This is a genomic window from Prochlorococcus sp. MIT 1307, from assembly GCF_034092395.1.
Classification (GTDB): Bacteria; Cyanobacteriota; Cyanobacteriia; order PCC-6307; family Cyanobiaceae; genus AG-363-K07.
Genome location: NZ_CP139301.1, coordinates 1,146,805 through 1,172,944, shown reverse-complemented (window position 1 = coordinate 1,172,944; position 26,140 = coordinate 1,146,805). Strand labels below are relative to the sequence as shown.

Sequence of the window (26,140 nt, the reverse complement as noted above, 5' to 3'; positions counted from 1 at the left end):
TCAGAAAAGTGTCCTCCATCAAAACAACCTTTTTCCTTAAGCAACTCTGATCAACTCTCTCCCAATCAAAGTGCCTTCAGAATTTTCAGAAGGTTATCTAACCAATCCTAGGACTTTGCAATTTTGGGCAAGTGCTTTGGTTGTGCTTCCAGTTTTCTTGCAGGCTCCATGGGTGCATTTTCATCCAATTTCAGCTTGCTTGTTTACTTTTGTACTTTTAGGTTGTGGATTTATACTTTCACGCTTTGGAGGTGAAAAATGGGCTAGGGCCGCTTCACTTTTGGTTGGTGTTAGTGGAAGCTGGTTAGGAGGTTGTTTGTTTTGGGGCTGGTTGCGTGAATATCCTGTAATGCATCTGCCGGTAGAAGCAATAGCTTTACCTTTGGCTTTTGTCGGCCTTGAGACGCGATGGCGAATTGGAGCAAGTTTTTATTTGTCTTGCTTACTTGGAGCTGCTTTTACTGATCTCATGATGTTGTTCACAGGAGTAATGCATTCTTGGCCAGATGTTGTAAAAGCTTCTTTGTTAGATGCTCCTCAGTTACTTCATGAAACAGCTGAGCAGCTTTTTAAACCTCAATCAATTCTCCTGTTATTAATTGCTGGAGTGGTTATAGTTCTGATCGCAAATCTGATGAAAGAGAGGGCACTGATACATTTACCTTCAGGAAGTGCATGGCTAGTTGCTAGCGCAGCCTTGATGACAACTCTTTGGGTTGATGGCCTCTTTTTTTTAACAGCACTTATCCATCCAACGTTTAGTGGATTGATTTAGAAAGTGTAGGTAAAGACGTTGATCTAAATCTAGTGGGAATTGCTCAGTGAACTTGTAGATTCAATCCATTCTTGGTCAATGCAATTAAAAGCGTTTTCCTTCTAAACAATCTCAATTAGCAATCTTGCGTTTTTACGGACTGCTTATAGATTTATGAGGTCTCCTTTTATGCAAACTAGCTCAATCCCTGGAGGCCCTTGGGATGTAGTTGTCATAGGAGCAGGAGCCGCAGGCTTGATGTCATGCCTTGAGTTGCCTGCTCATTTGAAGGTTTTGCTGCTGAATAGGAATACCAGTAGACATTCTTCGAGTCGGTGGGCACAGGGTGGAATGGCGGCAGTGACTCGTGCTGAGGATAGTTTTCAAAGTCATGCGGAAGACACTATGAAGGCAGGGGCAGGCTTGTGCGATGGAGATGCAGTAAGAATGTTTGTTGAGGAAGCACCTCAATGTATTCAAAGGCTTGAAAAGATCGGGATGGATTTTGATCGTGATTGCGATCAGTTAGCTACAACTCTTGAGGCTGCCCATAGTTTTAGGCGTGTTCTTCATGTGCAGGATCGCACTGGAAGAGCTCTTGTTGAGGTGCTTGAAGAGCAAGTTGATCAACGTCCAAACCTTGTCCATCGTCGAGGCGTGCGAGTTACTCAGTTATGGGTTGAGTCCAACGCTTGTCTTGGTGTTCAAATTCTGGACGGCCCTTTTCTGCGTTGGATTTCAGCCAGGGCAGTTGTTCTGGCTAGTGGCGGAGGGGGGCACTTATTCTCTAATACGACTAACCCTGCACAAGCATGTGGAGAAGGACTTGCTTTGGCCTGGCGTGCTGGTGCGTTGATTGAAGATCTGGAATTTGTTCAGTTTCACCCCACTGCCTTGCATTTAGATAATGGCCCATGCTTTTTAATTTCAGAGGCATTGCGCGGTGAGGGTGCGGTCCTTGTGGACAAATGGGGACAAAGTCCTGTTGCGCACTTGGATGGTGCCGACCTTGCCCCTAGAGATCAAGTTAGTAGAGCACTTGTTCAAGCTATGGAAAGACAAATGGTTAATCATATGGAACTGGATATCAAGTCAATTCCTCCTTCTCAGGTCGAGGCTCATTTCCCTTCAATTCTTCAGCGTTGCAAAGAATTAGGTTTAGACCCCCTAAAAAATCTAATTCCAGTGGCTCCTGCTGCTCACTACTGGATGGGAGGAGTTGCGACTAATTTGCGTGCAGAAACAACACTTAAAGGACTTTTTGCGGTTGGAGAGATTGCTTCTAGTGGCTTGCATGGAGCAAATAGACTTGCAAGTAATTCATTAATGGAATGCCTCGTTTTCGCGAGGAAAATGTCAACTATTGAATTAACGGATAATGCCCTGACTAGTAGGAACTTACAAGAAACCTCTTCTATTGATTGTTCATTACGTTTATCTGGCATAGAAACAGCAGAGTCTTTATCTAAATCAATTCAAGATTTGCGCCAACTTTGTTGGCAAGAAGTTGGCGTTAATCGTTCATTGAAAGGTATGCAAAAGGGTTTGAACTCAATTCGTAAGGCTGCCGACCAATTAGTTAAACAACCATTACTTCAGTTGATGCATAAACAAGCCAAAAATTTATCTATTCGTTTTGATGAAACTTCCCGTAGAGACATTAACTTGCTGTTGGATTTAAGTAATCGCCAACTCACAAGTTCATTATTGTTTGAGGCTTGTATTTTTCGTTGTGAAAGTAGGGGAGGACATTTTAGAACTGATTCCCCTAAATCATTACCTTATTGGAAATGCCACTCTCAGCAAAAGTGTGGTCAAGCTATTTCCACTAGACCAGTTAAGGACTGAAGATTAAAAATTCCTTGTGCCTGGATAGCCGCTTAAATCAGCTAAGTCTTGTAGTTGTTGAATTCCTGAATAAAGCTTTCCATTTATTTCCCAAGAAGGGTAGCCAGTAATTCCTTTCGCTTCACAAAGAGAACGCTGACTATTTTTCCCATCTTCTGCACATTCGACGATTTTTAATTCTGATACTGCTTCCTTCCCAAACATTTCTTTTTGCTCATGACAATGAGGACACCAATAAGCACTGTATTGAACTATTCCAGAAGCTTTTAGATGCTTTGCTAGCGAAATTGAATCTGGAGTGCTTTGGGTTTTAACAGCAGGAGAAATACCAACTTCAAGACTGTTGACGAGTGGTGATTGTTTTGGATCGGCAGCTGAAGCCCAAATCAATCCACCTAATAGAACAGCAATTCCAAGGATAAATCCACGAAACAGAAGTTCTCCAAAATCATCCCAACCGCCCCCTATTAGAGTTAATCCAAAAATAGTTATGGAAATAAATGCTGATACAAAGCAGAAGAAACAAAAGGCTTTGATCTTGAAGATCATTAACCAAATAAGAATGAGGCTGAAAACTGCCATAACGCAGGCAGTTAAAAACAAGCCCCACCATGTTTTTCTTGAGAGATCTGCTTTATTTTCTGTAAGGCCTGGCAATAGAGGCACTATTGCCATTAAAAGTATGGCCAGGTAACTAAACAAACCAAATAATGACAAGGGAATTTCAAAACCATTCCCAAGTAAGACTGAGCCCCATGGGCTATTTAAAACTTTGTCGCAACCTTCGGCTCCTCCAGGACAAGAAAGGGATCCAATCCAGCCCCATCTGTTAAAAGTGATTGAACCAGTATCAATAACGCCAATGGTTGCCAGAATCGCCATAGTGATTCTGGGCCATTTCAATCCCTGGTCTTGGCGTCTGCGACTTTTAAGGCGTGTTGTGCCCATGTCCTAGTTAGAGATTTCTTAATTCTGACAGTTTTGGGAAGGCAGCGCTTACCTATATTTTTAATCAAAGCAATTTTTTTGTGCGCCACAAATTTGATTCTCTTTTTCTATGACAACTCCTGACTCTCGGCCTAGCCTTCCGAGAAATCAAACTGCATTAAATCAACGAAAACCTTCCGTAGCTTTTGCACATTTAGGTTGCGAAAAAAATCGGGTTGATACCGAGCACATGCTGGGCTTGATATCAGAAGCGGGATATGGGGTAAGTGCTAATACAAAGGATGCGGCTGTTGTGGTCGTCAACACATGTAGCTTTATCCAAGAAGCTAGAGAGGAATCAATTCGCACTCTTGTTGATTTTGCAGATCAAGGCAAACAATTAATTATTGCTGGCTGTCTAGCTCAACATTTTCAAGAAGAACTTTTGCAATCGCTCCCAGAAGCTAAGGCAATTGTTGGAACAGGTGACTATCAACATATTGTTGACGTACTGCAAAGAGTTGAGTTAGGTGAAATAGTCAATCAAGTGAGTCAGACGCCAACCTTTGTTGGTGACGAGCATCTGCCACGTTTTCGTACTACAGGTCAAGCAGTTGCATATTTAAAGGTTGCTGAAGGATGCGATTATCGTTGTTCGTTTTGCATTATTCCCAAACTTCGTGGAAACCAAAGAAGTCGTTCAATAGAGTCAATCGTTGCAGAAGCTCATCAACTGGCTTATCAGGGAGTAAAGGAATTGATTTTGATAAGTCAGATCACTACTAACTACGGAATAGATTTGTACGGCGAGCCTTCTCTTGCCAAGCTTTTAAGAGCACTGGGAGAAGTAGATATCCCTTGGATACGTATTCATTATGCCTACCCTACGGGACTGACTTCGGATGTCTTGGCTGCTTATCAAGAAGTACCCAATGTATTGCCATACCTTGATCTACCTTTGCAGCATAGTCACCCCGATTTGTTGAAGGCTATGAATCGTCCTTGGCAAATGGATGTGAATTCTTTGCTGCTTGATCAAATTCGTGACCAGTTGCCTGATGCAGTTTTGAGAACCACGTTGATTGTTGGCTTCCCTGGTGAAACGGAGGCTCACTTTGATCACCTTGCTGGTTTTGTAGGGGAGCAATGTTTTGATCATGTCGGTGTTTTTACTTTTTCTGCTGAAGAAGGGACAAAAGCTGCCACTCTTTCTGCTCAAGTTTCTCCTCAAGTTGCACAAGCACGTAAAGATAAAATAATGACTATTCAGCAACCCATCGCTGAAGCAAAGAATCGCAGTTGGGTAGGTCGGACAGTGGATATTTTGGTTGAAAAGGTTAATTCACAATCTGGACAAATGATTGGACGTTGTAGTCGCTTTGCACCTGAAGTGGATGGAGAAGTTTTTTTACAGCCTGGAGTAGGTGAATTTAATGTAAAAGAGGGAATGATGCTTACTGCTTTGATTACTGGTGCTGATGTTTATGACTTAACTGGACATTTAGTGGGTGTAGAAGAAATGGTTAATGCGGCTCGTGATCAAAACTAATTAAAGAAATTGATCTAAAAAATTAATTTGTATTTTTTCCTGACTATTCCTTTTGGTGATCAGGAGGGCTCCCACATGCTATTTAGCTCGAAAACTTCTTGTGATTTGTTTTTCGATTAATTCAAAAAAAACTAATTTCAGCTTAGATTAATTTAATGGTTTTGAGGATTTTATTTATGGTAAAAGCAGCGACGAGGCCACTGAGAACAATTCCTAGGTAAAAAACGATTCCCATTGAAAAAAAATATATACTTATCTATTACATCAGATGACTCGCTCAAAAGGTCCTTAAAACCCCCTTCTTAATCCTGAATGTATTGCTTTGTATTTAGAAGACATCCTTCAGCTTTTTGGAGTTCTCTGCCAAGATATAGGGCATGGTCTAATTTGCTTACTAAGTATGGGCCAACACCTTCTGTAAGGTGTATGCCAATCTCTTTGGCACTTTTTCCTCTAAACGTCTTACTTGGCATTCTTTTTCTCTCTCCTTTACAGTCAAGGGGCTTTCCTGTTTCGGGATCAATTGCTCTGCCGAGATCGTCGATATCGTTTGAGTAATGTTCGACCACAATCTCTTTAGAGGCGTGATCTAACTTGATTATAAAATAACCACTTGGGTCAAGGGAGATGAGTCGATGTGATAATTTTTCGTCCAGTATCTGAATTCGATCAACAGCCTCTTGAAGTGTGATTTGCTTTGAGGCCATTGATTCAGTTTAGAGTGTCATGCATTCAATTAGTATAAGTATTGGCTCCATAGTCTTAATACATCTTTTATAATAGTTATAGGCAAAATATTTTCTATTGCAAAGCATAGATATTTAAATACAAACTATTGTCTTGGTGATTTGTGCCTTTATTGTGACTTAGATCTACTATTTTGGATCGGCTATAAAACTTCTATAGGTTTTCTGCAATGATGATAATTGATTTTGTTAATTATGAATTTAATTTTTAGCTGATAGTGTTGGGGCATCAATTCTAAATGGTAATTCATTATTTTGAGATTCGATTTCTAGTGCCATGATCTTATTGACTTTTTTTAGCCAGGGTCTAATCAAAGTATCCATTCTTTTATCATACCAACGATGTAAACTTATATTTTCTTGTGCAATGAAGCCTCTTCTTCGCTTGTGACTTCCACCTGCCCCTGGATCAAAGTGGGTTATACCTTGCTTTAAAGCCCAGCTAATTGGTGAGTAGTAACATACCTCAAAGTGTAGGCAATCAATTTCTTTCTTACTCCCCCAGTATCTCCCCCATAACATGTTTCTATCTTTAATGCATAAGGACATAGCGATTGGATCTTTTGAATCATGTTGATGTGCATTGAACAGTACAAGGTAATTTTTTAGGCCTGGAGTTGAGAGTTCTTCAAAAAAATTTTTTGAAAGATATTTGCTACCCCAAGCTCCCCATCTGGCACAATGTTGCTCATAAAAGTTATGCATAAGTTCCATAATTGGCTTATTGATTTGATCCCCAGTAATGACTTCAACCTTTACTCCAGCATTTTCAACAGCTTTTCTTTCTCTTTTTATATTCCGTCTTTGATTTGAATTAAATTTTTTCAGATATTCAGAAAAGCTCTTGCTCCCTTCTGCGAGCCAAAGACTCTTCTGGTTGACCCATCTAGCACAATTTGTAGCTTCGGCTAATTCTCTCCATGCTGAATCTACATAAAGAAAATTGCAGCTATTGATTCCATTGCTAATAGCAAATCTATCGATTGTCTCCATCATTAGATTTGTTAGTTCTTGAGTATTTTCATTTTGGGCGTAAAAAAAACGATAGCCTTCTACAGGACTTAATGGGCTCATTCCTATTAATTTTGGGTAATAGTTGAGGCTTAGTTCCTCAGCTAACCTTGCAAAGACTTGATCAAAAACAAATTCTCCATAGCTGTGTGCTTTGAGATATAGAGGGGCAACTGCAATAGGGGTTTCTTCACGCCACAACACTAAATGTAATGGTTGCCAACCCTGCCGAGCACAAATACTGTTAGATGTTTCTAGTGCACTAAGCCATTTCCATCGAAAGAATGGATTAATGTGATTGCCCACAAGATCTTCCCAATGATGCTCTGGGATTTCATTGAGAGATTGGTGCCAACGAGCTATGAGGTTGGCCATTGAAGGGCAGCTTTAAGAGCTAATAGCAATAAAATAACTACCCAAAGTATTTAAGTGTGTTCAAAAGACTAAGTTGAACAATTTTGTTGGATCATTCAGATTGAACATACTTGATTGATTTAATGGGAAGAACGATTGCGTATGTATTGGACTAGTAATTCATTGCCCTCGAGTGATTTATTGCCTTTGAGATACCAAGCATTATCTGCCGCAAGGCGTAATGGGAGATTATTTAAATCATTAGGTACCCAATTGAAGTTTCCTCCAATGATCTTTGGCGTCATGGTGAGTTGTAACTCGTCTACCGCATCAGCTTGCAATAAAGAACCAACTAGTTGTGCACCACCAAGTAGAACTAAACGCGACAATCCTGCATAGGCAAGTTCAGCAAGTGTTTCTGACCAGTTGGGTTGCAGAAGGAATTCACGCTCATATCTTCCAGACTCTGCACTCTGCTGGGGAAGATGGCTTGTATTAACCAGCCATCGTTCGATTGGCTGCTGAAAAAAAGGCCAGCTATAACAAAATTTTTTTTGGCTACTTACTACAACAGCAACCGGTTGAGGAGATCGCCCTTCGGATTGTCGTTTTTTCAGTAAATCATCATTATGTATTAGGCATGTTTGGCAATGACAACGTAGAGTTCCTCCTCCGATAAGTGTTCCGTCAGACCAAGCAAGAGCTTCTTCTAATACTCGAATATCTCCCTTCCCGCCCAGGTGGGCTTTGCCTCCATGAGGTAGAGCAATGCGTCCATCAAGGCTAATAGCTAATACAAGTCTGACCCAAGGAGTTTTCAAATGTTTTTTAATTCATTGCGACTGCCTCCAAATTGTCTGAAATTGAATCTAATTGGGTCGTTTCTGCATAAACCTCAGCTGCATTATTAGGACTTTCCTGTAAACGTATTTTGTGCAGGCTTGCTCCAATCGCTTTTATAGGTTGCTTAAGACGATCAGAAATGTGAAGAGCAATATTCTCTGCTGTGGGAACGCAAGTAGAAAAATAAGGGATGTCTAGATTGAGGTTTGTGTGGTCAAAAGGTTCCACTACTAAATCCTCTACTAAACATTGCAGAGCCGATAAGTCACAAACCATACCTGTCCGCTTATCAATGGAGCCCCGGACGGTGACATCCACCAGATAGTTATGTCCATGTCCATTTGGTCTGGCACATTTCCCGTAGATTTTTTCGTTTTCTTCTTGGCTAAGCTCCTTTCTTGCTAATCGGTGGGCAGCTGCGAAATGGGTTCGAATAGTTAAGTAGGCTTCCATAGAATTTCCTAGATAGTCTGCCCAAAGGCGAGGGTGTTCATAAAGGCGAAGAGCTACAAGTGGCAAATGTTGCTCTAGTCGGTTCCAAATGATTCTTACTAAAGCTTCAGTTGTTGGTAAGCAACCTTCGGCTTTAGTGAGATCAAACTCTGGCCAAACATCATTTAGGAAGCGAAAATTAAGTTGATCAGTAACCTCATCACTGATGGATCGTTTCACATTTGAGAGGTTCAGCACCATGCCATCTGCATCGAGTTCACCTGACATTGAGACGATCAATTCATAATTGTGCCCATGTCCAGGAGCTAGTGAACATGCACCAAAGTAAGCAGCGTTGTCATCCGCTGAAAATTCTGGAAGCCAATAACGGTGGCTAGAACTGAAGCATGCACGTCGGGTGATAACACAGTTTCGGCCTTGACCATGCTGAGCCTTGATGGAGGTTTCAGTCATATCAGGGACTGGCTTGCCTCCATCTTAATTGTCTTTAATAGCTTCTGTTTCTATGTCTGATTCTTCTACCTCTTCTCTCGTTAAGGAAAGGTTATGTGGTTGCAATCTTTACCTTGTAGGAATGATGGGGGCTGGTAAGACTTCTTCAGGACCGTATGTGGCTGAAGCACTTGGTTATGGTTTTGTTGATTCGGACAAAGTAATCGAGGAGGTTTGTCACGAATCTATTTCACTCATATTCGAAAATGAGGGTGAAAAAGGTTTTCGGACTATTGAAAAAGAGGTGTTGAAAGCTATTGGTCAACGACACTCATTAGTTGTTGCTACTGGCGGAGGTTTGGTCACAGAACCAGAAAACTGGGGGGTGTTACATCAAGGGATTGTCATTTGGTTGGACCCTGGACGAGAAAGGCTGTTTTCCAGATTAGAAGCGGACCCTGGCGAAAGACCTTTGCTAAAGCACACAAATTCTCGTACTGCTTTATATGGGCTTGTTGATGAACGAGAAAAATTTTATTTAGAAGCTGATCTGCATTTGAAGGTCGCTGATGAATCTCCTCAACAAGTTGCAAAACAAATCTTGCAAGACTTGCTAGCAATGCTTAATGGGCCGGAGGCTCCAAACGCACCGCAAACCACTGCAAGATGAAGCCAGGCTTGATTTCTAGATCACATGCCGTATCAATTAAACGCTGAGCTGCAGCAGCTATTGAAGTTTGGCTTTGAAGATCTTCGGGGAGTTGATCTAAGTTCTCTAGCCAATGCATTAACCAGGCATGAGTTTCTTTTGCATTAAGGAATTTTTCTGGTTGACCTGGTTCCAACACTACGTAGTCATCACAAGCTCGAATGAGAGGGTCTGACATGAAAAGTTTGCTCCTATTACTATTTGTTTGTTCATTCTGGAATCAAATCAGCAAGTTGATTCCTCAGAGTTGCTGAATGAGGTGAATTTAACTCCTCCAGACATTGGTGGAGAAGAATGGCAAGCTATTTATCAAGGCCCAGGCGACAACTTTAGATCTTTAGCCATTAAGACAAATCATTTCTAATGCATCCCGCCAATTAAAAAGAGCTTGAAATTGTGGATGATCACTAAAACCAGGACAACCTTTTCCTGCTAGCGGCTCACCGGCAGATTTGGGAAATCGGAGTAGGGACAATTGTGCTGCCACAGCAATATCAGCCAAGCTCATTTGATCACCAACAAGCCAATGAGAGCTTTCTATGAGTTTAGAAATTTTTTCAATGCTTTTTAGGAGCTCCTGCGTTTCATTGTCATTTAGAAGCTTTGTGCTAACTCTCACAAATTCGGCGGGTAAACCTTTTACTAATTCTTTAATAGGCCTTGGGAGTTCTTCGGGTATGAGAGAAATGCGTAATTCAGGGTTTAATGCCGCAGCATTCAGTAGAGTTTTACTAACACCTTTTGCAAGGGTTGTGTCGGCCCAATCTTCAATGAGGTGCACTTGTGTTTCTTGCTGAGGGTTATCTGGTATTAATTTTGGTTTTGGATGCTCAGCTTCTAAATGTCTAATAATCGCGCTGGAATCATGTATAACTTTATCTCCATCAATCAGTACCGGAACTTTTCTTTGACCAGATTTGCGGAAGACCCCTAGTTGGTCTTTGCCAGGTGCAATGTCAACAACTCTGTAACTAAGCTTCTTTGCACCCAAAACCATCCTTACCTTTAGACAGAAAGCTGAATGACGAAATTGATTTAGTTCCAACATTTACCGTCTTACTCAAAGACAGGCAGAGTAGCCATTAATCTTTTCAACTAGCTAATGCAATGGGTGAATTTTTCTCGAATGTGCTTAGGTATCCCAAATACCTTATAACCATTGTTCTTGGTGTTTTTGCGGCATCTCTTGATCCATTAGTTCGGCGCAGTAGTAATCCCATAACAGCGATTTCACTTATTGGGGCATTGATTAGTGGTTTGCTAACTCTTACTTATATTTTGCGAGCAATGGTTTTCCCCGTCCCAATTAGTTAGTTATGACACATGGACGCCGAGTTGAAAGAGTGGCTGCACTCATTCGCCGTGAAATTAGTCAGTTATTAATAAATGGCATCCGAGATGAAAGAGTGCATCTAGGTATGGTCACAATTACAAAGGTAGAGGTCTCAGGAGATTTGCAGCACTGCAAAATTTTTGTGAGTATCTATGGCGAAGAAAGTCAGAAGAACCTTGTTATGACTGGTTTGAATGATGCCAGTGGTTTCCTGAGAGGGGAATTAGGAAGAAATTTGCAGTTAAGAAGGGCTCCAGAAATTGTTTTTTACTTAGACCAAGGAATAGAAAAGGGAACTTCGGTACTAAATCTTTTGGAACGTTTGAAGAAAGAAAGAAATGGCAGAAAAGAAGTGGTTTCTGATCAGAGTTTGGAGTCTTGATTGATTTGAACCAAAGTGATTTAAGTCAACTTGTACCTGAATTATTGGTCATACGTGCCAGTGGACACCTTTTTGATTCTCAACGTCAATACCCTGAATGGGAATTGAAAAACAGTGACCTTAAAAGGCTTTTGAGTAGAGGCGTTGGAGGAGTGATTCTTGTTGGCGGGAGCGTTTCTGAATTAAAGCAACGCTCTAAAATCTTGCGAAGTTGGGCAGCAAAACCACTTTTTTTATGTGCTGATGTTGAGGAAGGCTTAGGTCAACGTTTTATAGGTGGTTCATTGTTGGTGCCCCCTTTGGGGATTGCACAAATACATCGTAAATATCCTGAAAAGGCTTTATTGCTTGCAGAAAAATATGGGATTTGTACTGGTTTTCAGGCTCGGGTTTGCGGGCTTAATTGGGTACTTGCTCCAGTATGCGATATCAATAACAACCCTAATAACCCTGTGATCAATATGAGGGCTTGGGGTGAGGATCCTTTTACGGTGTCAGCTCTCACAATTGCGTTTCAAAGAGGCCTTTCTTCGCAAGGAGTTTTGACATGTGCAAAACATTTTCCTGGGCATGGGGACACCTCTGTTGATTCCCACTTGGAATTACCAGTTCTTGACCATGATTTAAATAGGCTTCAGGAAATAGAACTTTTGCCTTTTAAGGAAGTTGTTGCCTCTGGAGTCGACAGTGTGATGTCTGCCCATGTTTTGTTGCGACAAATTGATCCGAATTACCCAGCGACCCTTTCTCCAATTGTTCTTAATTGTTTGCGCGAAGAAATTGGTTTTGATGGACTGTTGGTTACCGATGCTTTGGTGATGGAGGCCATCAAAAAGAGTTATGGCGGGGGAGAAGCTGCTGTGATGGCATTCAAAGCAGGAGCTGATTTGTTGATGATGCCAGAGAATCCTGATGAGGCTATTGACGCGATCTGCCAAGCCTTGCTTTCTGGAAGAATTCCAATGGAAAGACTTCAACAATCTTTGCAGAGACGCAAACAAGCATTAGCAAAAGTTGATTCTTTGAGATCGACATTGCCCACATATAAAGCTAAAGACGATTTATTTGAAGTAGAGCGTGCGGAGGACCAACTTTTTGCTGAAGAATTGATTAGCCTTTCAATAAAAGTTCGAAATCAGGAGAAAAAGGATTTAGGAGTTAGTCAAGGTGGTATTAATTTGTTGCGAGTAGATGGAGTTCTACCTTGCTCATTTTTGACGCAAACGTCACCAGCAATTTCGGTGCCTCAGGAAGCAGGCTATAGAACAGTACTTTGCCATCAGTTGGGGGTTAACCCTTGGCAAGATGATCTCAATGAACCTTTGGCTTTGGATAGATTTGGCAATGGTTCTTTTTTTCTCCAGCTTTTTTTGAGAGGCAACCCATTTCGTGGTGATTTAAATAACAGGGAACCTTGGGTAGCTGCAGTTCGTCAACTGGAACAACATAATCGGCTCTCTGGAATAGTTATTTATGGCAGCCCTTATTTATGGGATGAACTTATTAGAAATCTTGATTCTTCCATACCCGCTGCTTATAGCCCTGCGCAGATGCAACAAGCTCAAGGTATGGTCCTTGCTTCCTTGTTTCAACCCGTCAACTCCAATAAAGACTTGCCACCTCAAAAAATATCTGACTTTACGGACTGACCTATATATTCTGCATCTTGGATTGGATGAGGTTTAGTTATGAGTTGCGAGCTTGATATGCCTTTAATTGGAAAGACAATAGTAATGACTCGTGCTCAAGATCAGCAGAGTGAAGCTCATCGACTATTTCAGGGAATAGGGGCCAGAGTTTTAGATTTGCCCGCACTGGTCATTGGACCGCCTGACCGATGGGAACCTCTTGATGATGCATTAAATGAGCTAAATAGTTTTCATTGGATTTTATTTTCGAGTAGTAATGGTGTACAAGCAGTACAGCGAAGGTTGCAGAAGCTTCGAAGCAACTTGATGAGTAAACCAAATACTTTAAAAATCGCTGCTGTTGGAAGAAAAACTTCGCTTTGCCTAGAAAAGCTTGGCGTTATCCCAGATTTTGTTCCACCAAAGTTTGTAGCTGATAGCCTTATTGAGAATTTCCCAGTTTCTGGAATAGGACTCAGGATTCTTATCCCAAGAGTTCAATCAGGAGGTCGAACAATCTTGGCAGATGCTTTTGCGCAAGCAGGTGCGGAGGTTGTTGAAGTTGCAGCATATGAATCCTGTTGTCCAAAACATATGCCAGAGGTAACTGCAAATGCATTTAAGCAAAAAGCAGTTGATGCCATTGTGTTTACTAGTGGAAAAACAGTTCGGCATACCGCTCAGTTGATGATGCAACGGTTTGGAGTTGATTGGCAACAAAACTTTTGTGGAGTGAAATTGATTTCAATAGGTCCTCAAACCAGTCGTAGTTGTCAGAATCATTTCCAGCGGGTTGATCAAGAGGCAGACCCTCATGACCTTGATGGCGTTCTCAAGGCATGTATTTCCGCATTGAGATGATCTATTTGGCTTTAGTTAATAGCAGATAAAAAACATTGCCTATTAATAATTAAAAAGATGAAATAAGGATTTTTATATATGTTTTTATCTTCTTCTTAGAAATAATTAATTTTTTTATTTACTATTAATTGCTCCATAACCACTTTCAACAAGATCTTTAAATCTATCTAGATTGCCTTGTAGTTCATTGGTAACCATGCCGCCTAGAATATTAGCTTCCATAATTGGCGCTAATATTCTAGGTAACTCATAAGTAACTGATAGCTTAACAATAGTTCGACTCTCCTCTTCTGGATAGAATCGAACAGAACCCTTGGTAGGTAATCCCCCAATTGATTCCCATTGAAGCTTTTGTGCTTCAATACGTTCGTTGATTTTTGCTTGCCATTTAAAGCGAAATCCATTCGCAGCTAATGTCCATTCAGTTAGGTCGGGGAGTGTTTTTGTTGGGGCATCAATTGTTTTTACTGATTCAATCCAACTCATCCATAGAGGCATTGCATCTAGGTCAGACCATACCCTCCATACCTGGGCAACAGGTGCTTGGATATCGCAAGTGACAGTGTGATCCAGCCAGCGTCCCATGTCAGATAACAGATGAATTTGTTGAAGGCTCAGCTGATTTGCTAAGCATTTTTGCAGCCGCCAGATGACCACTCATAGTTGCACCTTCCATAGAGTCGATGTAGTCCTGACGTGTGTAACTGCCTGCTAAAAAGAAATTTATGATAGGAGTGGATTGATCAGGTCTGTATGGTTCCATGCCTGGTTCTTCTCGATAAAGAGAATGAGATAGTTTGACTACATTGCTCCAAATAAGTTTTAAAGAACGAGAAGATGGGAAAAGTGATTTCACTTGGGCATCAGTATGCTCAACAATTTTTTCAACGGATTTTGTAATCCATGGATCTCCTGGGGTCAGTACACATTGCAACAAAGATCCAAGGCCTTCGATGCGATAGTCCACAGGACTGCTTAGAGCTAAGTCTGTAAAACAACTGAAGTCTGCATCAGCGGTATATAACAAATTGTCTAATCCAGTTGGGTTTTCAAGATTCATCATCGCTGCAGTGTCATTCATTTCCGTGACCCACCCGTCATATCTCAATTGAACAGTTGCTACTGGTACTGCTTTTAGCTTGTTGATTCCTTCGAACTGAGGGAAACGGCGCCAAGCTTTCGGGATCATTCTTTGAATTCCAGGTACATCGCATGCTGCAAGATATTGATCAGCTTCAATTTCCATATTTCCATTAGGCGTGCTGAGTTCTAAGCCAGTTACACGAGGTGAATCACCATCTTCAAAATGAATTTCACGTACACGATGGCGTAAATGTAGTTGGCCCCCTTTCTCAAGTATGTAATCCAAAATTGGCTTGGTAAGCCATCGATGAGGGGAGCCTTTTAGTAAATTTAGTTTGGACGCTTCAGTCTTTGAAGCAAACATCATGAAGATCGTGAGCATGCAGCGAGCTGAAATTGCCTCACAGTCGATAAAACCTAATGCATAAGCAATTGGATTCCACATTCGTTTGATGCTGTTTATGCTGCCACCATGGTTAAGAAACCACTCTTGAAAACTGATTGAATCCAGTGCTCTGATTGTTTTCATTGCTCCCTCGTAATCAACAAGCCCTCTGACTATTGGGCTTGTTCCTAAAGCCAGTGCATTCTGCAATTTGTCAATCCAGTCCAGCTGAGGAGTTGTGAAAAAAGCTTTCAGCCCGTTGAAAGGAGCACCAAGTGCAAAACGAAAATCTAATGATCGTAGGTCTCCGCCGTGATTTACAAATAAATGAGTGTGATCTTTTGGAAGTAGATTGTTTATTGCACCAACTTTTCGCATTAATGCAAAAAGATTGGAGTAATTGAAGAAGAAAACATGTAGACCCATTTCAATATGGTTTCCTTCTGGATCTTCCCAGCTGGCTACCTTGCCTCCTATGAAAGGTCTTGCTTCATAGAGATCAACTTTGTGACCTGCATCGACAAGGTCTATAGCCGCAGTTAATCCTGCAAGCCCAGCTCCAACTATTGCAACTTGCACCCTTTTTCAGAAAAGAACTTCCTAACTCTAGGAATATGACGTACAGAGTTCCTGAAGATAAAATTCAATATCCCTTCATAAAGTGTCTGAAAGCATACGAATAACTATGAGTATTCCAAATATCCAAAAAGATACGCATACTGCCGTAGACGGCAAGGGCATTGTGATTACTCAGACTGCCATGCAGCAACTAACTCGCCTTTGCCGAGAGCAGGGTGACGGTAAGTTACTCAGAGTTGGTGTGCGATCTGGTGGATGTAGTGGTATGAGTTACACCATGGACTTTGTCCTTACTTCAGACATTAGAAAGGATGATGAGGTTTATGACTACACCTCTCCTGATGGTGCTGAGTTCAAAGTTGTTTGCGATCCTAAAAGCCTTCTTTATATTTATGGGATGCAATTGGACTTCAGCACGGATCTAATTGGTGGGGGGTTTAATTTCAGCAATCCCAACGCGACTCAAACTTGTGGGTGTGGAAGCTCTTTTGCTGTATGAACTACCGAAAACTTTTCAAATGAGGCAGCTCAAAGATTCTTTTCAGTTCTTATTAACCTAATGGAGTCCACCGAAGAAAGCCTTTTTGATCAGGCGATGGCTAGATATGAGTCTGGAACAGATGCTATTGAATTGATCAAGGATTTTGAGGCGATTACCTCAACAGCTCCAAATCAGTCGGCAGGTTGGACTTGTCTGGCTTGGCTTCAATTGCTTTGCAATCAGAACGAGGAAGCACTTCGATCGGCTCGAAGAGCCGTCAAGCTAAATAGACAAGATCCTCAATCTAGAATCAATCTTTGCTTGGCATTATTAGAGACGAAGTCGAAGGGGGTTCGAGATCATATTGAGTTCCTCCAAAGAGTTTTAGTAGCTGTTCCAGACCTTGAAAAAGAACTAAAAAACTCAATAGAAGATGGTTTCACAAGAAAGCCTGATTGGCAGTCTTTGAAAAAAATCAAGAATTGGCTGGAGCTTTGATTTGGCTAGAATCCTTCTTCTGAGCAATGGTCATGGAGAAGATCTTTCTGGAGCTCTTATAGGGAAAGCTCTTAACCAATTTGATCATGAAGTTGATGCTTTCCCGTTAGTTGGTCATGGAAAATCATATTTAACAACAGGTATCAGAGTTCTGGGAAAGACAAAGGAATTCAGCACTGGTGGATTGGGTTATACAACTTTATCTGGGCGAATCACTGAAATTGTGCAGGGCCAATTGGTTTACCTTTTGGGACGCCTGTTCAATTTGCTTGCTGTTTGCAGTAATTATGATCTTTTGGTGGTCATTGGAGATGTTGTTCCCGTCATTGCAGCTTGGCTAACAAGATTACCAGTGGTTACTTATTTGGTTGCTTATTCTAGTCACTATGAAGGCAAGTTAAAACTTCCTTGGCTTTGTGCGAGTTGCTTATCCAGTAAAAGATTCCTAGGCATTTATACAAGGGATCAACTTACTTCTGATGATTTAACAATACAGCTCTTGAGAAATGTTTACTTTCTGGGAAATCCTTTTATGGATTCTGTTTTAACAAATAAATCAGACTTACCAAATGTTATGTATCGCTTGGGTATCTTGCCCGGGAGTCGAAGGCCGGAATTAGATGAAAACCTTCTTTTAATTCTTAGTGTTGTGGAACTCTTCTCTGAAGCAAGGTTATCAAGTTCAGAGATAAGTTTTGATTTGGCTTTAGTAACTTCATTAGGAGATGAAGAACTTAAGCATTTGGCTTCTTCTAAGGGTTGGGAGCTAATAGGTTCTTCTCAAGGGTCCAACCCTTCGCAACTAGTGAGAAACAATTGCAATATTAATATTCATCGTAATTCATTTGCAAAAGTATTGCAGTGCAGCGATGTTTTGCTTTCTATGGCTGGTACTGCAACTGAGCAAGCGGTAGGTCTTGGTAAGCCAGTTGTACAACTAGTAGGCTATGGACCACAATTTACTGATTGCTTTGCTGATGCCCAGAGGCGATTACTAGGCACTACGATATTTTGTGGTCCTGGTAATGCAGGCGAAGAAGTTAACTTTAGGAGTACATATAAGTTGATTTTGGATTTACTTGAAAGAAGTAAATATGATTCCTCCTTAAAAAAAGAGTGTAAGAAGCAAGCTAAAAGAAGATTAGGGGAGGGAGGAGGATCGAAACGTATCGCGAATGCAATAACAAAATTACTTGTTGAATATTATTAATTGCCCTCTTGGGTACTTTTTGTAAAAAGCTTTTGTTGTTCGTTCTGGCTAGTTGATTGTAGTACTTTTGAGAGCTAATAATTATTGGCACTGAGAGGAGCTGGCTTTAGTTTTAATTAAGATTGCAACTTATATTTATTGATCTTTAACGGGGTTAATTATTGCGGCAAGTGCTTGATCAAGTTTGGCGTATTGAAATTTAAAACCAATTTGATTTAGTCGGATTGATTCAACTTGTTGTCCTTCAAGTACTACTCGTGCTCCATCACCTAACAACAGTTTTAGAAGAGCTCCAGGCACTGGCAAAAGACTTGGTCGTCCAAGGCTTTTTCCTAGAACAGCAGCAAACTTGCTCATCGATACAGCTGATGGGGAAACAGCGTTAATTACTCCAGACCAAGATTTGTTTGTTAAAGCTTGTTGGATCATTTGACAGAGATCAGTGCGATGGATCCAACTCATCCATTGATCTCCATCTCCAATCGGGCCTCCCAAGCCAGCTTTGAAGACAGGAAGCATTTTCTTTAGAGCGCCTCCATCTGGACCAAGAACAATTCCTATTCGGAATATTATTAGTCTTGATGATCGTGGTTTTTTGTTTGCTGTAGCTTCCCATTCGTTGCAAAGCTTGGCCAAGAAATCGTTGCCATTAATGCTGTTTTCGTTGAATAGAGCATCTTGGCTTGTACCGTAATAGCCCACAGCGGATGCATTTATCAGCACTCGAGGAGGTCTTCTAAGTTGCCCCAAAGCATTTACCAATCCGTTTGTTGTATTTAGGCGACTATTTTTTATTTCTTGACAATGAGTGGCTGTCCAACGCTTCTCAGCGATTGGCTCCCCTGCAAGATTAATTACACCATCTGCTTTATTAAGTGCAGTCCAAAGTTCACCTTGTTCCCAGTTAATTAATTCTGCTGGATTTTGTTGCAACCAAATTAATTGATGAGATGAAAGGTTTTGATCAAAACCTTTCTGATCTTTTCTACTTACTAAGGTGACATGGTGCCCAGCGCTTAAGAGCTGAGGGACTAATTCACGACCTATAAATCCTGTGCAGCCAATCAGTAGCAGACGCATTTATCAAGTAGTGTCTTGATTGGAGATTAAGGCGATTTCAGCTTCTTTGACTCAGCCTTAATGGAAAATGTCTTGAAGGCTAGGGTTAAAACATCTTATGAGCTGAAACACCTTTCTTCATGACAGGCTTTAACCTTAAGGAGTATGAAATTTCTCTTATGGTTGAGGAAATTGGTTCTTCTAACTCTTCAAGAAGTTTTAGAAAAGGTGCTTTGGTAAAAGTGAACCGCCTGGCATATCAAAATAGCCTTGAGTCAAAAGCCAGTGACCCATTGTTGCCAGACTACATTTTGGAAGGCCCTGGAGAGCTTTTATCCATTAAAGGTGATTATGGTCAAGTGCGTTGGAGAAGGCCTGTTCCAGATGTTTGGCTAAGAATCGACCAATTAGAAGCCTGGTCCTGATTCAGAGATTGCAAAGGTTAAGACGAAATAATCATGAATTGATATTGAATCTTCTGCGCTCTGTTTGAAGTCCTGAGCGTCTTTTTTTTGCTTCTCTCAACATCTCATGTCCATCATGGAGATAGCTATCGACATAGCCCATTGTGTATCGTTCAAGTTCATTTAAAGCATCTTGCACTTGAGACAGACAGTGATAAAGGCTTAAACCAAAGCTTTGTGCTGGAATAGGGGTTGGTCTTGATTGAAATATCTGCTCAACTTTTTCAAGCTTTTTTTGACTTTGCTCTAGATAGCGGCAAAACTCTTGCATGAGGGCGTCGTCATATGGATCAGCTGCAAGATCGCGCAGTTTTGATGAAAAGGGATTTATTACTTGCCCGAGTAATCGATCTATAGGGGTATAGACCTCATTCAACCATTTGCTTAGTGCATCTTTAGCTGCAGCTGATTGCCCTTGGACATTTTGGGCTGCAGTGCTTGCACGAGCATTTCTTATTTCTCGTTCTTGAGCTTCTTGATTAAGGGAGGTGAAAGCTTGTTTGTCATAGGCAAGACGGTTTTCTTGATCTCCTAGAACCTCCCAAGCAGCATTGAGCTTAAGAATAATTTGTTGATCTCCTCCTGTATCGGGGTGATGTTGTTTAACTAAATTCCTATAGGCTGCTTTAATTTCTGCTGAACTAGCGCTTGGGCTAATGCCTAGGGTTTGATAATGATCTATGGACATATAAGCCGGTTGAAATTAGCGGGTTTCCATTTCTCCATTGAGATGTTGAGTTAGTGATCTAGATGCCACTGAACATGGAGGTAGAGAGATAACGTTCACCAAAGCTTGGAAGGATCACAACAAGTCGCTTTCCTTGCATGTCTTCACGGGCTCCAATCTTGAGGGCAGCGGCAACGGCTGCACCACTGCTGACACCACTCAGTAAACCTTCTTCTTTGGCTAATCGTCTACCAATTTCCATGGCTTCATCGTCACTGATTGGAAGAATTTCATCTATTAATGATTTGTCTAGAACACTGGGGATAAATCCAGCACCAATGCCTTGAATACGATGGGGGCCTGCTTGGCCTCCGGAAAGCACAGGACTGGATGCAGGTTCTACAGCAATTACAACAAGATTTGGATTTTTTTTCTTTAAGACTCTTGCACATCCAGTGATAGTTCCACCTGTCCCAACTCCTGCAATGAGGCAATCAAGTTTCTCCTCACAATCTTTCCAAATTTCTTGTGCTGTTGTGGCTTCATGAACTTGTGGGTTTGAAGGATTGTCAAATTGCTGAAGTAGATAGGAATTGGGAGTAGAAGTTACTAATTCTTTAGCTAAATCAATAGCACCTTGGATTCCTTCCTCTCCTGGAGTGAGTTGTAGTTCTGCTCCATATGCGCGGAGCATGGATCTTCTTTCCTGACTCATTGTGTCAGGCATGGTGAGTATTAGCCTGTACCCCTTTGCTGCCGCAACCATTGCCAGAGCTATGCCTGTGTTGCCGCTTGTAGGTTCTATTAGAACAGTTTGACCCGGTTGAATAGTTCCTTCTTCCTCTGCAGCTTGAACCATTGCCCCAGCTATTCGATCTTTAACGGATGCTGTCGGATTGAAGCTTTCTAATTTGGCTAACAACTCTGCACGGCAATTAAATGCTTTTGGTAAACGGCTTAGCTTCACTAAGGGCGTTTGACCTACTAGTGCAGTTATGTCAGAGGCAATGGTCATGGATGATGGCTAAAAATGACCATGAGGCCATCTAAATAAACACAGGACTAGTCAACAAATCTATATTGTTTGCAGAGTCATGAGTTGTCTTTTTTTGTTCCTGGGTGATTGTTTATTCGAAATAATTTTCAGTTGGATGAAATCGGCAAACTTCTATATGAATTTTTAGGGATGGTACTGGTATTGCCATAAAAAAAACACCCACCGAAGTGGTGGGTGTTCATGCAAGTTGAGTTCTGAGAACGAACTACTTGATCAGAAGGTGAAGGTTGTTTTAACCAAAGCACCAGTTACATCATCATTGCGCTCGCTATCTCTTTGAATGACAAAGATTGCAGGAGTAACAGTGATGTTGTCGCTAACAGCCATTTGGTAGAAGACTTCCCATGCTAATGGATCGTCATAACCAGTGTCATCTCTATGACCTTCAGCAGTTCCAAGACCTAAGCCGAGGTTGTTGCCGTCAGTGAAGGCATCATTCCACAAGAAACCAAGGCTCCATGTGGTTGAGTCTTCTATTCTGTTGGCTGCGCTGTCAGTTGGGTCTTCATTGTCGACACTCTTCCAGCCATAGCCAGCACTGATGGATGAAGGAACCCACTCATTTTCGTTGTCTAGACGGTAGACACCACTGAGTCCCCATGCACTGTAATCACCCTCGTCGATGCTGTCATTCCAGTTTCCGTTGTCGTCGGAAGTGTATGCAGCTGCGACAGTGAAGTTGTCCTCTACCCAAGCAAGCTGGGTTGTGACGGTGTCAGCACCTTGGGCAGTTAACACACCACCAGCTGTAGCTTCTTGAGAAGAAGCGTTATCGGCGTTTTCTGATACAAACAGAGTACTTGCTACCAAGTTGTCGTTTGTCCAGGTCACACCAGCACCAGCACCCAAAGCTAGGTTGTAAGTGTCGTTAGCACCTGCATAGGTCAATACGTCTAGTACTGAATCACTTGGGTAATCACTGGGCCAAACACCAAGCATGTCGTCTTGGCGAACCCTGGCACCAATAGTTGCCGTCCAATCATCAGCAATTGGGAACTGGTAGTAACTACGATCTATTTGCAGTGCATCAGCAGTAGAAGAAGCACTTTCTAGTGCGGCGACTCCATTAGCACCAAAAGGATCTGCGGCTGTAGTATTGCCAACACGAATCCTGTTTACGAACAAATCGTCACCATTGAAGCTGCTTTCTAGGGCAATCTTCGTGTCGTAATTAAAGACGACCGCTTCGTGTTGCTCAGGACTGTTTGCTGTTCCTGCTGTGCCGTGGTGACTACCTGTACCACGATTGGTGCCAATGCCACCAATCACGAATGTTGTTGAGCCTGAAAGCTTAGTTGTAGTAGAGAAAACACCGGCTTCAATGCCGTCCATGTCATTCTCTAGTACGTCTAAGCGGCCTCTGATAACAGCAAGCTCAGCACCGAACTCGTCAATTAGTGACTGCTCCTCTTCGTTTACCTGAGCAACATTGCCAAGGCACTTGTTCAGAAGGGCAGCTGCTTCATAACGAGTCATGCTGCTGTTTGGATTTGCAGCTGCACAACCATGACGCTGGCGAAGATTGTTTAAAGCCTGGAAGGCCCAATCGCTTGGATGTACGTCAGAAAAGTTAGAGATGCTCTCTACTTGACCTGGGTTGGAGTATTCAGAGACTCCATTGACATTGAGCTCTGCAGCGGTTGCTGCTACAGGAGCCATTAGCCCCAATGCAGCAGGTGCCACCAGCAGTTGCTGGAAAAGTTTCATTGATTCCTCACGCAAGAAAACGCTAAAAAGCGTATCCAATTTTTAATCAAAAATGATCATTTGATACCTAGCAATGTGACAGATAAACTAATGACCGATTAAGAAATTGGATTTATAAGGTAATGGCTTTGTCCTTTCAAATTGGTAGCGGGACTAACAAAATAAGTTTTTTGCTAAATTCTTTTTTCGATATCTATTAGCTTTATAAGGAATCATTTTTTTGCTTTCGAGCTTCATTTGCAAGCCTTGGATGAGCTGTATCAAGTTAAAAGTCAGTAATGCGCTTTATTAAATAAGGTTTATTTTAGAAGTTTGGAAGCAAAGAAAATGTATGGACTTTTCTCTTGAATAAGGATCTCTTGTCTATTTCTAAAGCCCCTTACGTGGGGTTGTTTGTAATTTGGCTGTTTGCCTGTTGTTTGGCTTTAGTGGGTTTAGGTGATCTTCCTTTGAGGGACTTTGATGAAGCAACAGTGGCGAGGGTGGCTTTGGAGATCAGTAATAAAGAAGGGATGGAGCAGTTGCTTCCAACGTTGTGGGGTGCTGATTATATAAATAAACCTCCTGGTCTTCATTTGCTTATTGCAGCAGTAATCAAGCTCAGTCGAAATGTCTTTTTCCAATTTGAGCAATTCCCATCCGACTTTGTAGTTCGCTTTGCACCAGCCTTACTTTCCACATTGGTAGTGCCCTTAGGAGGTCTTATTCAGTGGTCTTTAAGACCAAGAGAAACGACTACTAGTCTTGCAACCGCAGCTATTCTCTTGACAATATTGCCTATAGCTAGGCATGGCAGATTGGCCATGCTTGATGGATCACAATTAAGTGCAATGGCTTTGTTGTGGTTGATTTTGGTGTCTTTTGATAAAAGCTATTTAGACAAAATACGTGCATTTTTTGCAGGCCTCGTAAGTAGTTTTTTGCTTTTGTTGAAAGCTCCCTTTTTGATACCGGCACTAGTAGCAGCACTCATACCAATTTTTTTAGGCAAAAAGATAAAGGGTTTTTCGTTTGCTTCTTTATCGATTTTTTTTGCTATAGGGCTTTCCCCTGGGATCGGTTGGCATATATGGCATGGACTTCAAAGAGGCTCTGATGCACTTTGGCTTTGGGGTGGGGATGGTGCTGCAAGAGTTCTTTTCTCTACTGGAGAAGGAAGTGATCTGGGCTTTCTAGTACCAGTGATAGAGATATTTGAGGGAGGGTGGCCATGGTTACTTTTGTGGCCTATTGGTTTCTTCTGGGCCTTGCAAGAACGTAATACTCGATGGGGGCAATGGGTGCTTGCCACACAATTAGCTTTGGCCTTTACAATTTTACCTTTAAAAACCCAACTTCCCTGGTATAGCCATCCACTCTGGCTACCTTTCTCTTTGATTTGTGGAGTTCCATTTGCATGGCTTATTAGCCGCGATAGGTATCAAAATGAACCTTCAAAAGCTCTTTTGTCTCGTGTACCTTATTTGTTGATGATCATTGGAAGTGGGCTTATTATTTTTGCTTTTGGAAGTACTTTAGGTTTTTTAGCTAATTTTCGTATTTATAGTGGCATTTCTCTTTCTGCAGGAATTGGTTGGTTTTTAGGGGGATGGCTGTTGACACGTTCATTAAAGGAGCAACGGTTATGTGGAGGTATTGCAGTTTTTCTAGGGAGCTTTATTTCTTTATTAATCCTCATGGAATCAGGCTTTTGGTTATGGGAACTGAATGAAAGTTGGCCAGTTAAACCAGTTGCAGAAATGATTACAACAGAAAAAGCCTTTCCAGTATTTATTGAAGGGAACCATGAACGCCCCAGTTTGAATTGGTATACAGACCAAGTAATTAGTGGTGTTAAAGCTTTCCCAAATTCAGGTTGGATTTTGTCAAGAAACCCTTCTAATTTCATGGCTGAGAATTCTGATAAAGATTGTCGTCTCATTCAAGAAAGAGATGAATGGGCTCTAATGTCTTGCAAGGTCAAGTGATCATTCCTAAGCCCTAAGGACCTTATCTGTGAGAGCCTTTCATCAATGAAACAGATGCAAGAACGCCTTTCAATAGTTTTACCAACATTTAATGAGCGCGAAAATATTCGCCCTCTGCTTCAATCATTACTTTCGCTGGACCAATCAGATGAGTTGGAAGTTTTGATAGTCGATGATGACTCCACAGACGGTACTCATTCGCTCGTCAAGAATTTTGCTCAGCGAGACTCTCGAATACGCTTAATTAGGCGAGTAGGTAGGGCGGGATTAGCTAGTGCAATTAAAGAAGGACTTTTAAATGCAACAGGCGACTTTGCTGTTGTTATGGATGCCGATGGACAACATAGGCCTGAGGATGTTCTTAAAGCTGTTCGCAAACTGAAGGATGAGAACCTTGACTTAGTTGCTGGAAGTCGATTCTTGGACCAGGCAAAAATTCGAGGACTAAGTCAAAGAAGAACAGGGGGATCTTCTTTTGCTAATCGCTTAGCAGGCTTAAGTTTGCCAGGTGCATATAGTCACTTAACGGATTATATGAGCGGTTGCCTTGCTATCGATTTAAAGGCATGCCTACCTTTTATTTATAATGTTGATGTTAATGGCTTTAAGTTTTTCTATGAGTTACTTTCAGTTAGCCAAGGACAATTAAATGTCGAAGAGGTAGCACTTACTTTCCAACCACGCTTGTATGGAAAATCTAAACTTGATTTGTCAATTCTATGGGATTTTTTAATTTCTTTCCTACATACTTCTACATTTCGATTATTACCTAGACGTGCAATAAGTTTTGCAATTGTGGGAACTACAGGTGTAGCTATTCAATTGGTTTCTACTCAGTTACTTTTGCAGGCATTTCAGTTTAATTTTGAGGAGGCTTTGCCTATTTCAGTATTGCTTGCCGCTACATCTAATTACCTTATTAATAATTCATTAACTTTTAGAGATAAGCGACTTGGTGGGTTATCTCTGCTAAGAGGCTTGTTGAAGTTTCTGTTGGTAGCCTCTTTACCAGTAATGGCAAACATTGGATTAGCAACAGCATTTTATAATGTGATAGCTAGAGACACTCTATTGGCACAAATGGCAGGGATTTTTGTAGTTTTTATTTGGAATTATGTCGCTTCTTCTCGTTTTGTTTGGCATACACATTGAT

At 41.4% G+C, this 26,140-nt stretch carries 27 protein-coding genes; 14 read left to right on the top strand and 13 right to left on the bottom strand.

All coding sequences use genetic code 11. The features are described from left to right. The first annotated feature begins 70 nt into the window (after positions 1–70). On the top strand, positions 71–775 hold the full coding sequence (locus SOI82_RS06100) for a DUF3120 domain-containing protein (protein ID WP_320666572.1): 705 nt from the start codon (positions 71–73) through the stop codon (positions 773–775). A 168-nt stretch (positions 776–943) separates the two neighbouring features. Next, entirely contained in the window at positions 944–2,602 is a 1,659-nt protein-coding gene (gene nadB / locus SOI82_RS06095; RefSeq protein ID WP_320666571.1) for an L-aspartate oxidase, read from the top strand. 3 nt (positions 2,603–2,605) lie between these two features. Here the strand turns inward: nadB and SOI82_RS06090 are convergent, their stop codons facing one another. Further along, positions 2,606–3,550: a vitamin K epoxide reductase family protein gene (locus SOI82_RS06090; RefSeq protein WP_320666570.1), complete on the bottom strand. Its 945-nt coding sequence runs from the start codon at positions 3,548–3,550 to the stop codon at positions 2,606–2,608. Positions 3,551–3,659: 109 nt separating this feature from the next. Here SOI82_RS06090 and rimO point away from each other — a divergent pair, with 109 nt between their 5' ends. Continuing rightward, on the top strand, positions 3,660–5,078 hold the full coding sequence (gene rimO, locus SOI82_RS06085; RefSeq protein WP_320666569.1) for a 30S ribosomal protein S12 methylthiotransferase RimO: 1,419 nt from the start codon (positions 3,660–3,662) through the stop codon (positions 5,076–5,078). 302 nt (positions 5,079–5,380) lie between these two features. Here the strand turns inward: rimO and SOI82_RS06080 are convergent, their stop codons facing one another. From SOI82_RS06080 to SOI82_RS06065, 4 genes are all read right to left on the bottom strand, one after another. After that, complete coding sequence (locus SOI82_RS06080; protein ID WP_320666568.1) at positions 5,381–5,785, bottom strand: DUF4346 domain-containing protein; 405 nt, start codon at positions 5,783–5,785, stop codon at positions 5,381–5,383. A gap of 240 nt (positions 5,786–6,025) precedes the next feature. Beyond that, entirely contained in the window at positions 6,026–7,210 is a 1,185-nt protein-coding gene (locus SOI82_RS06075) for a GNAT family N-acetyltransferase (protein WP_320666567.1), read from the bottom strand. 119 nt (positions 7,211–7,329) lie between these two features. Next, positions 7,330–8,010 (bottom strand): RibD family protein, encoded by a 681-nt coding sequence (locus SOI82_RS06070; RefSeq protein ID WP_320666566.1) that lies wholly within the window; start codon positions 8,008–8,010, stop codon positions 7,330–7,332. A 7-nt stretch (positions 8,011–8,017) separates the two neighbouring features. Then, a complete protein-coding gene (locus SOI82_RS06065) occupies positions 8,018–8,938 on the bottom strand; it encodes a 6-carboxytetrahydropterin synthase (protein ID WP_320666565.1) in 921 nt (306 codons plus the stop codon). 52 nt (positions 8,939–8,990) lie between these two features. Here SOI82_RS06065 and SOI82_RS06060 point away from each other — a divergent pair, with 52 nt between their 5' ends. Then, complete coding sequence (locus tag SOI82_RS06060; RefSeq protein ID WP_320666564.1) at positions 8,991–9,587, top strand: shikimate kinase; 597 nt, start codon at positions 8,991–8,993, stop codon at positions 9,585–9,587. Here SOI82_RS06060 and SOI82_RS06055 read toward each other — a convergent pair. Both SOI82_RS06055 and SOI82_RS06050 read right to left on the bottom strand, forming a co-directional pair. Beyond that, on the bottom strand, positions 9,541–9,804 hold the full coding sequence (locus tag SOI82_RS06055; RefSeq protein ID WP_320666563.1) for a chlororespiratory reduction protein 7: 264 nt from the start codon (positions 9,802–9,804) through the stop codon (positions 9,541–9,543). The two genes, SOI82_RS06060 and SOI82_RS06055, sit on opposite strands and share 47 nt — an antisense overlap. A gap of 159 nt (positions 9,805–9,963) precedes the next feature. Further along, positions 9,964–10,674, bottom strand: a complete 711-nt coding sequence (locus tag SOI82_RS06050) for a glutathione S-transferase family protein (RefSeq protein WP_320666562.1) — start codon at positions 10,672–10,674, stop codon at positions 9,964–9,966. Between the two features lie 59 nt (positions 10,675–10,733). Here SOI82_RS06050 and SOI82_RS06045 point away from each other — a divergent pair, with 59 nt between their 5' ends. The 4 genes from SOI82_RS06045 to SOI82_RS06030 are packed head-to-tail and all read left to right on the top strand — an operon-like array spanning position 10,734 to position 13,830. Continuing rightward, positions 10,734–10,940, top strand: a complete 207-nt coding sequence (locus SOI82_RS06045) for a DUF751 family protein (RefSeq protein WP_320666561.1) — start codon at positions 10,734–10,736, stop codon at positions 10,938–10,940. Positions 10,941–10,942: 2 nt separating this feature from the next. After that, complete coding sequence (rbfA, locus tag SOI82_RS06040) at positions 10,943–11,341, top strand: 30S ribosome-binding factor RbfA (protein ID WP_320666560.1); 399 nt, start codon at positions 10,943–10,945, stop codon at positions 11,339–11,341. Beyond that, positions 11,338–12,990: a glycoside hydrolase family 3 N-terminal domain-containing protein gene (locus SOI82_RS06035; RefSeq protein ID WP_320666559.1), complete on the top strand. Its 1,653-nt coding sequence runs from the start codon at positions 11,338–11,340 to the stop codon at positions 12,988–12,990. The genes rbfA and SOI82_RS06035 overlap by 4 nt, the downstream gene beginning before the upstream one ends. A gap of 39 nt (positions 12,991–13,029) precedes the next feature. Continuing rightward, complete coding sequence (locus tag SOI82_RS06030) at positions 13,030–13,830, top strand: uroporphyrinogen-III synthase (RefSeq protein ID WP_320666558.1); 801 nt, start codon at positions 13,030–13,032, stop codon at positions 13,828–13,830. Between the two features lie 114 nt (positions 13,831–13,944). On the opposite strand, the gene SOI82_RS06025 is transcribed toward SOI82_RS06030, so the two are convergent. After that, a complete protein-coding gene (locus SOI82_RS06025) occupies positions 13,945–14,415 on the bottom strand; it encodes an SRPBCC family protein (protein WP_320666557.1) in 471 nt (156 codons plus the stop codon). 1 nt (position 14,416) lies between these two features. Next, the gene (zds, locus tag SOI82_RS06020; RefSeq protein ID WP_320666556.1) at positions 14,417–15,877 is read right to left on the bottom strand and encodes a 9,9'-di-cis-zeta-carotene desaturase; all 1,461 of its coding nucleotides are present in this window, start codon (positions 15,875–15,877) and stop codon (positions 14,417–14,419) included. 106 nt (positions 15,878–15,983) lie between these two features. Between zds and SOI82_RS06015 the strand changes: the two genes are divergently transcribed. Genes SOI82_RS06015 through SOI82_RS06005 form a run of 3 tightly spaced genes read left to right on the top strand, consistent with a single transcriptional unit; the run spans position 15,984 to position 18,066 of the window. Further along, positions 15,984–16,376, top strand: a complete 393-nt coding sequence (locus SOI82_RS06015; protein ID WP_320668359.1) for an iron-sulfur cluster assembly accessory protein — start codon at positions 15,984–15,986, stop codon at positions 16,374–16,376. Between the two features lie 60 nt (positions 16,377–16,436). Then, positions 16,437–16,856, top strand: coding sequence for a hypothetical protein (locus SOI82_RS06010; RefSeq protein WP_320666555.1), 420 nt, complete (start codon positions 16,437–16,439; stop codon positions 16,854–16,856). A 1-nt stretch (position 16,857) separates the two neighbouring features. After that, positions 16,858–18,066 carry a lipid-A-disaccharide synthase-related protein gene (locus SOI82_RS06005; RefSeq protein ID WP_320666554.1) on the top strand — a complete coding sequence of 403 codons (1,209 nt, stop codon included), beginning with the start codon at positions 16,858–16,860 and terminating at the stop codon, positions 18,064–18,066. A 135-nt stretch (positions 18,067–18,201) separates the two neighbouring features. On the opposite strand, the gene SOI82_RS06000 is transcribed toward SOI82_RS06005, so the two are convergent. Next, positions 18,202–19,146 (bottom strand): TIGR01777 family oxidoreductase, encoded by a 945-nt coding sequence (locus SOI82_RS06000; RefSeq protein WP_320666553.1) that lies wholly within the window; start codon positions 19,144–19,146, stop codon positions 18,202–18,204. Positions 19,147–19,304: 158 nt separating this feature from the next. Here SOI82_RS06000 and ndhO point away from each other — a divergent pair, with 158 nt between their 5' ends. Beyond that, entirely contained in the window at positions 19,305–19,550 is a 246-nt protein-coding gene (gene ndhO / locus SOI82_RS05995) for an NAD(P)H-quinone oxidoreductase subunit O (RefSeq protein ID WP_320668358.1), read from the top strand. Positions 19,551–19,581: 31 nt separating this feature from the next. Here the strand turns inward: ndhO and SOI82_RS05990 are convergent, their stop codons facing one another. The 3 genes from SOI82_RS05990 to SOI82_RS05980 form a co-directional block, all read right to left on the bottom strand. Beyond that, a complete protein-coding gene (locus SOI82_RS05990; RefSeq protein ID WP_320666552.1) occupies positions 19,582–20,277 on the bottom strand; it encodes a J domain-containing protein in 696 nt (231 codons plus the stop codon). 58 nt (positions 20,278–20,335) lie between these two features. Then, a complete protein-coding gene (gene cysK / locus SOI82_RS05985) occupies positions 20,336–21,271 on the bottom strand; it encodes a cysteine synthase A (protein ID WP_320666551.1) in 936 nt (311 codons plus the stop codon). 255 nt (positions 21,272–21,526) lie between these two features. Continuing rightward, a complete protein-coding gene (locus SOI82_RS05980; protein ID WP_320666550.1) occupies positions 21,527–23,020 on the bottom strand; it encodes an iron uptake porin in 1,494 nt (497 codons plus the stop codon). A gap of 359 nt (positions 23,021–23,379) precedes the next feature. Here SOI82_RS05980 and SOI82_RS05975 point away from each other — a divergent pair, with 359 nt between their 5' ends. Continuing rightward, positions 23,380–24,987 carry a 4-amino-4-deoxy-L-arabinose transferase gene (locus tag SOI82_RS05975; protein ID WP_320666549.1) on the top strand — a complete coding sequence of 536 codons (1,608 nt, stop codon included), beginning with the start codon at positions 23,380–23,382 and terminating at the stop codon, positions 24,985–24,987. A gap of 54 nt (positions 24,988–25,041) precedes the next feature. After that, on the top strand, positions 25,042–26,139 hold the full coding sequence (locus SOI82_RS05970) for a glycosyltransferase family 2 protein (protein WP_320668357.1): 1,098 nt from the start codon (positions 25,042–25,044) through the stop codon (positions 26,137–26,139). The last annotated feature ends 1 nt before the right edge of the window (position 26,140 follow it).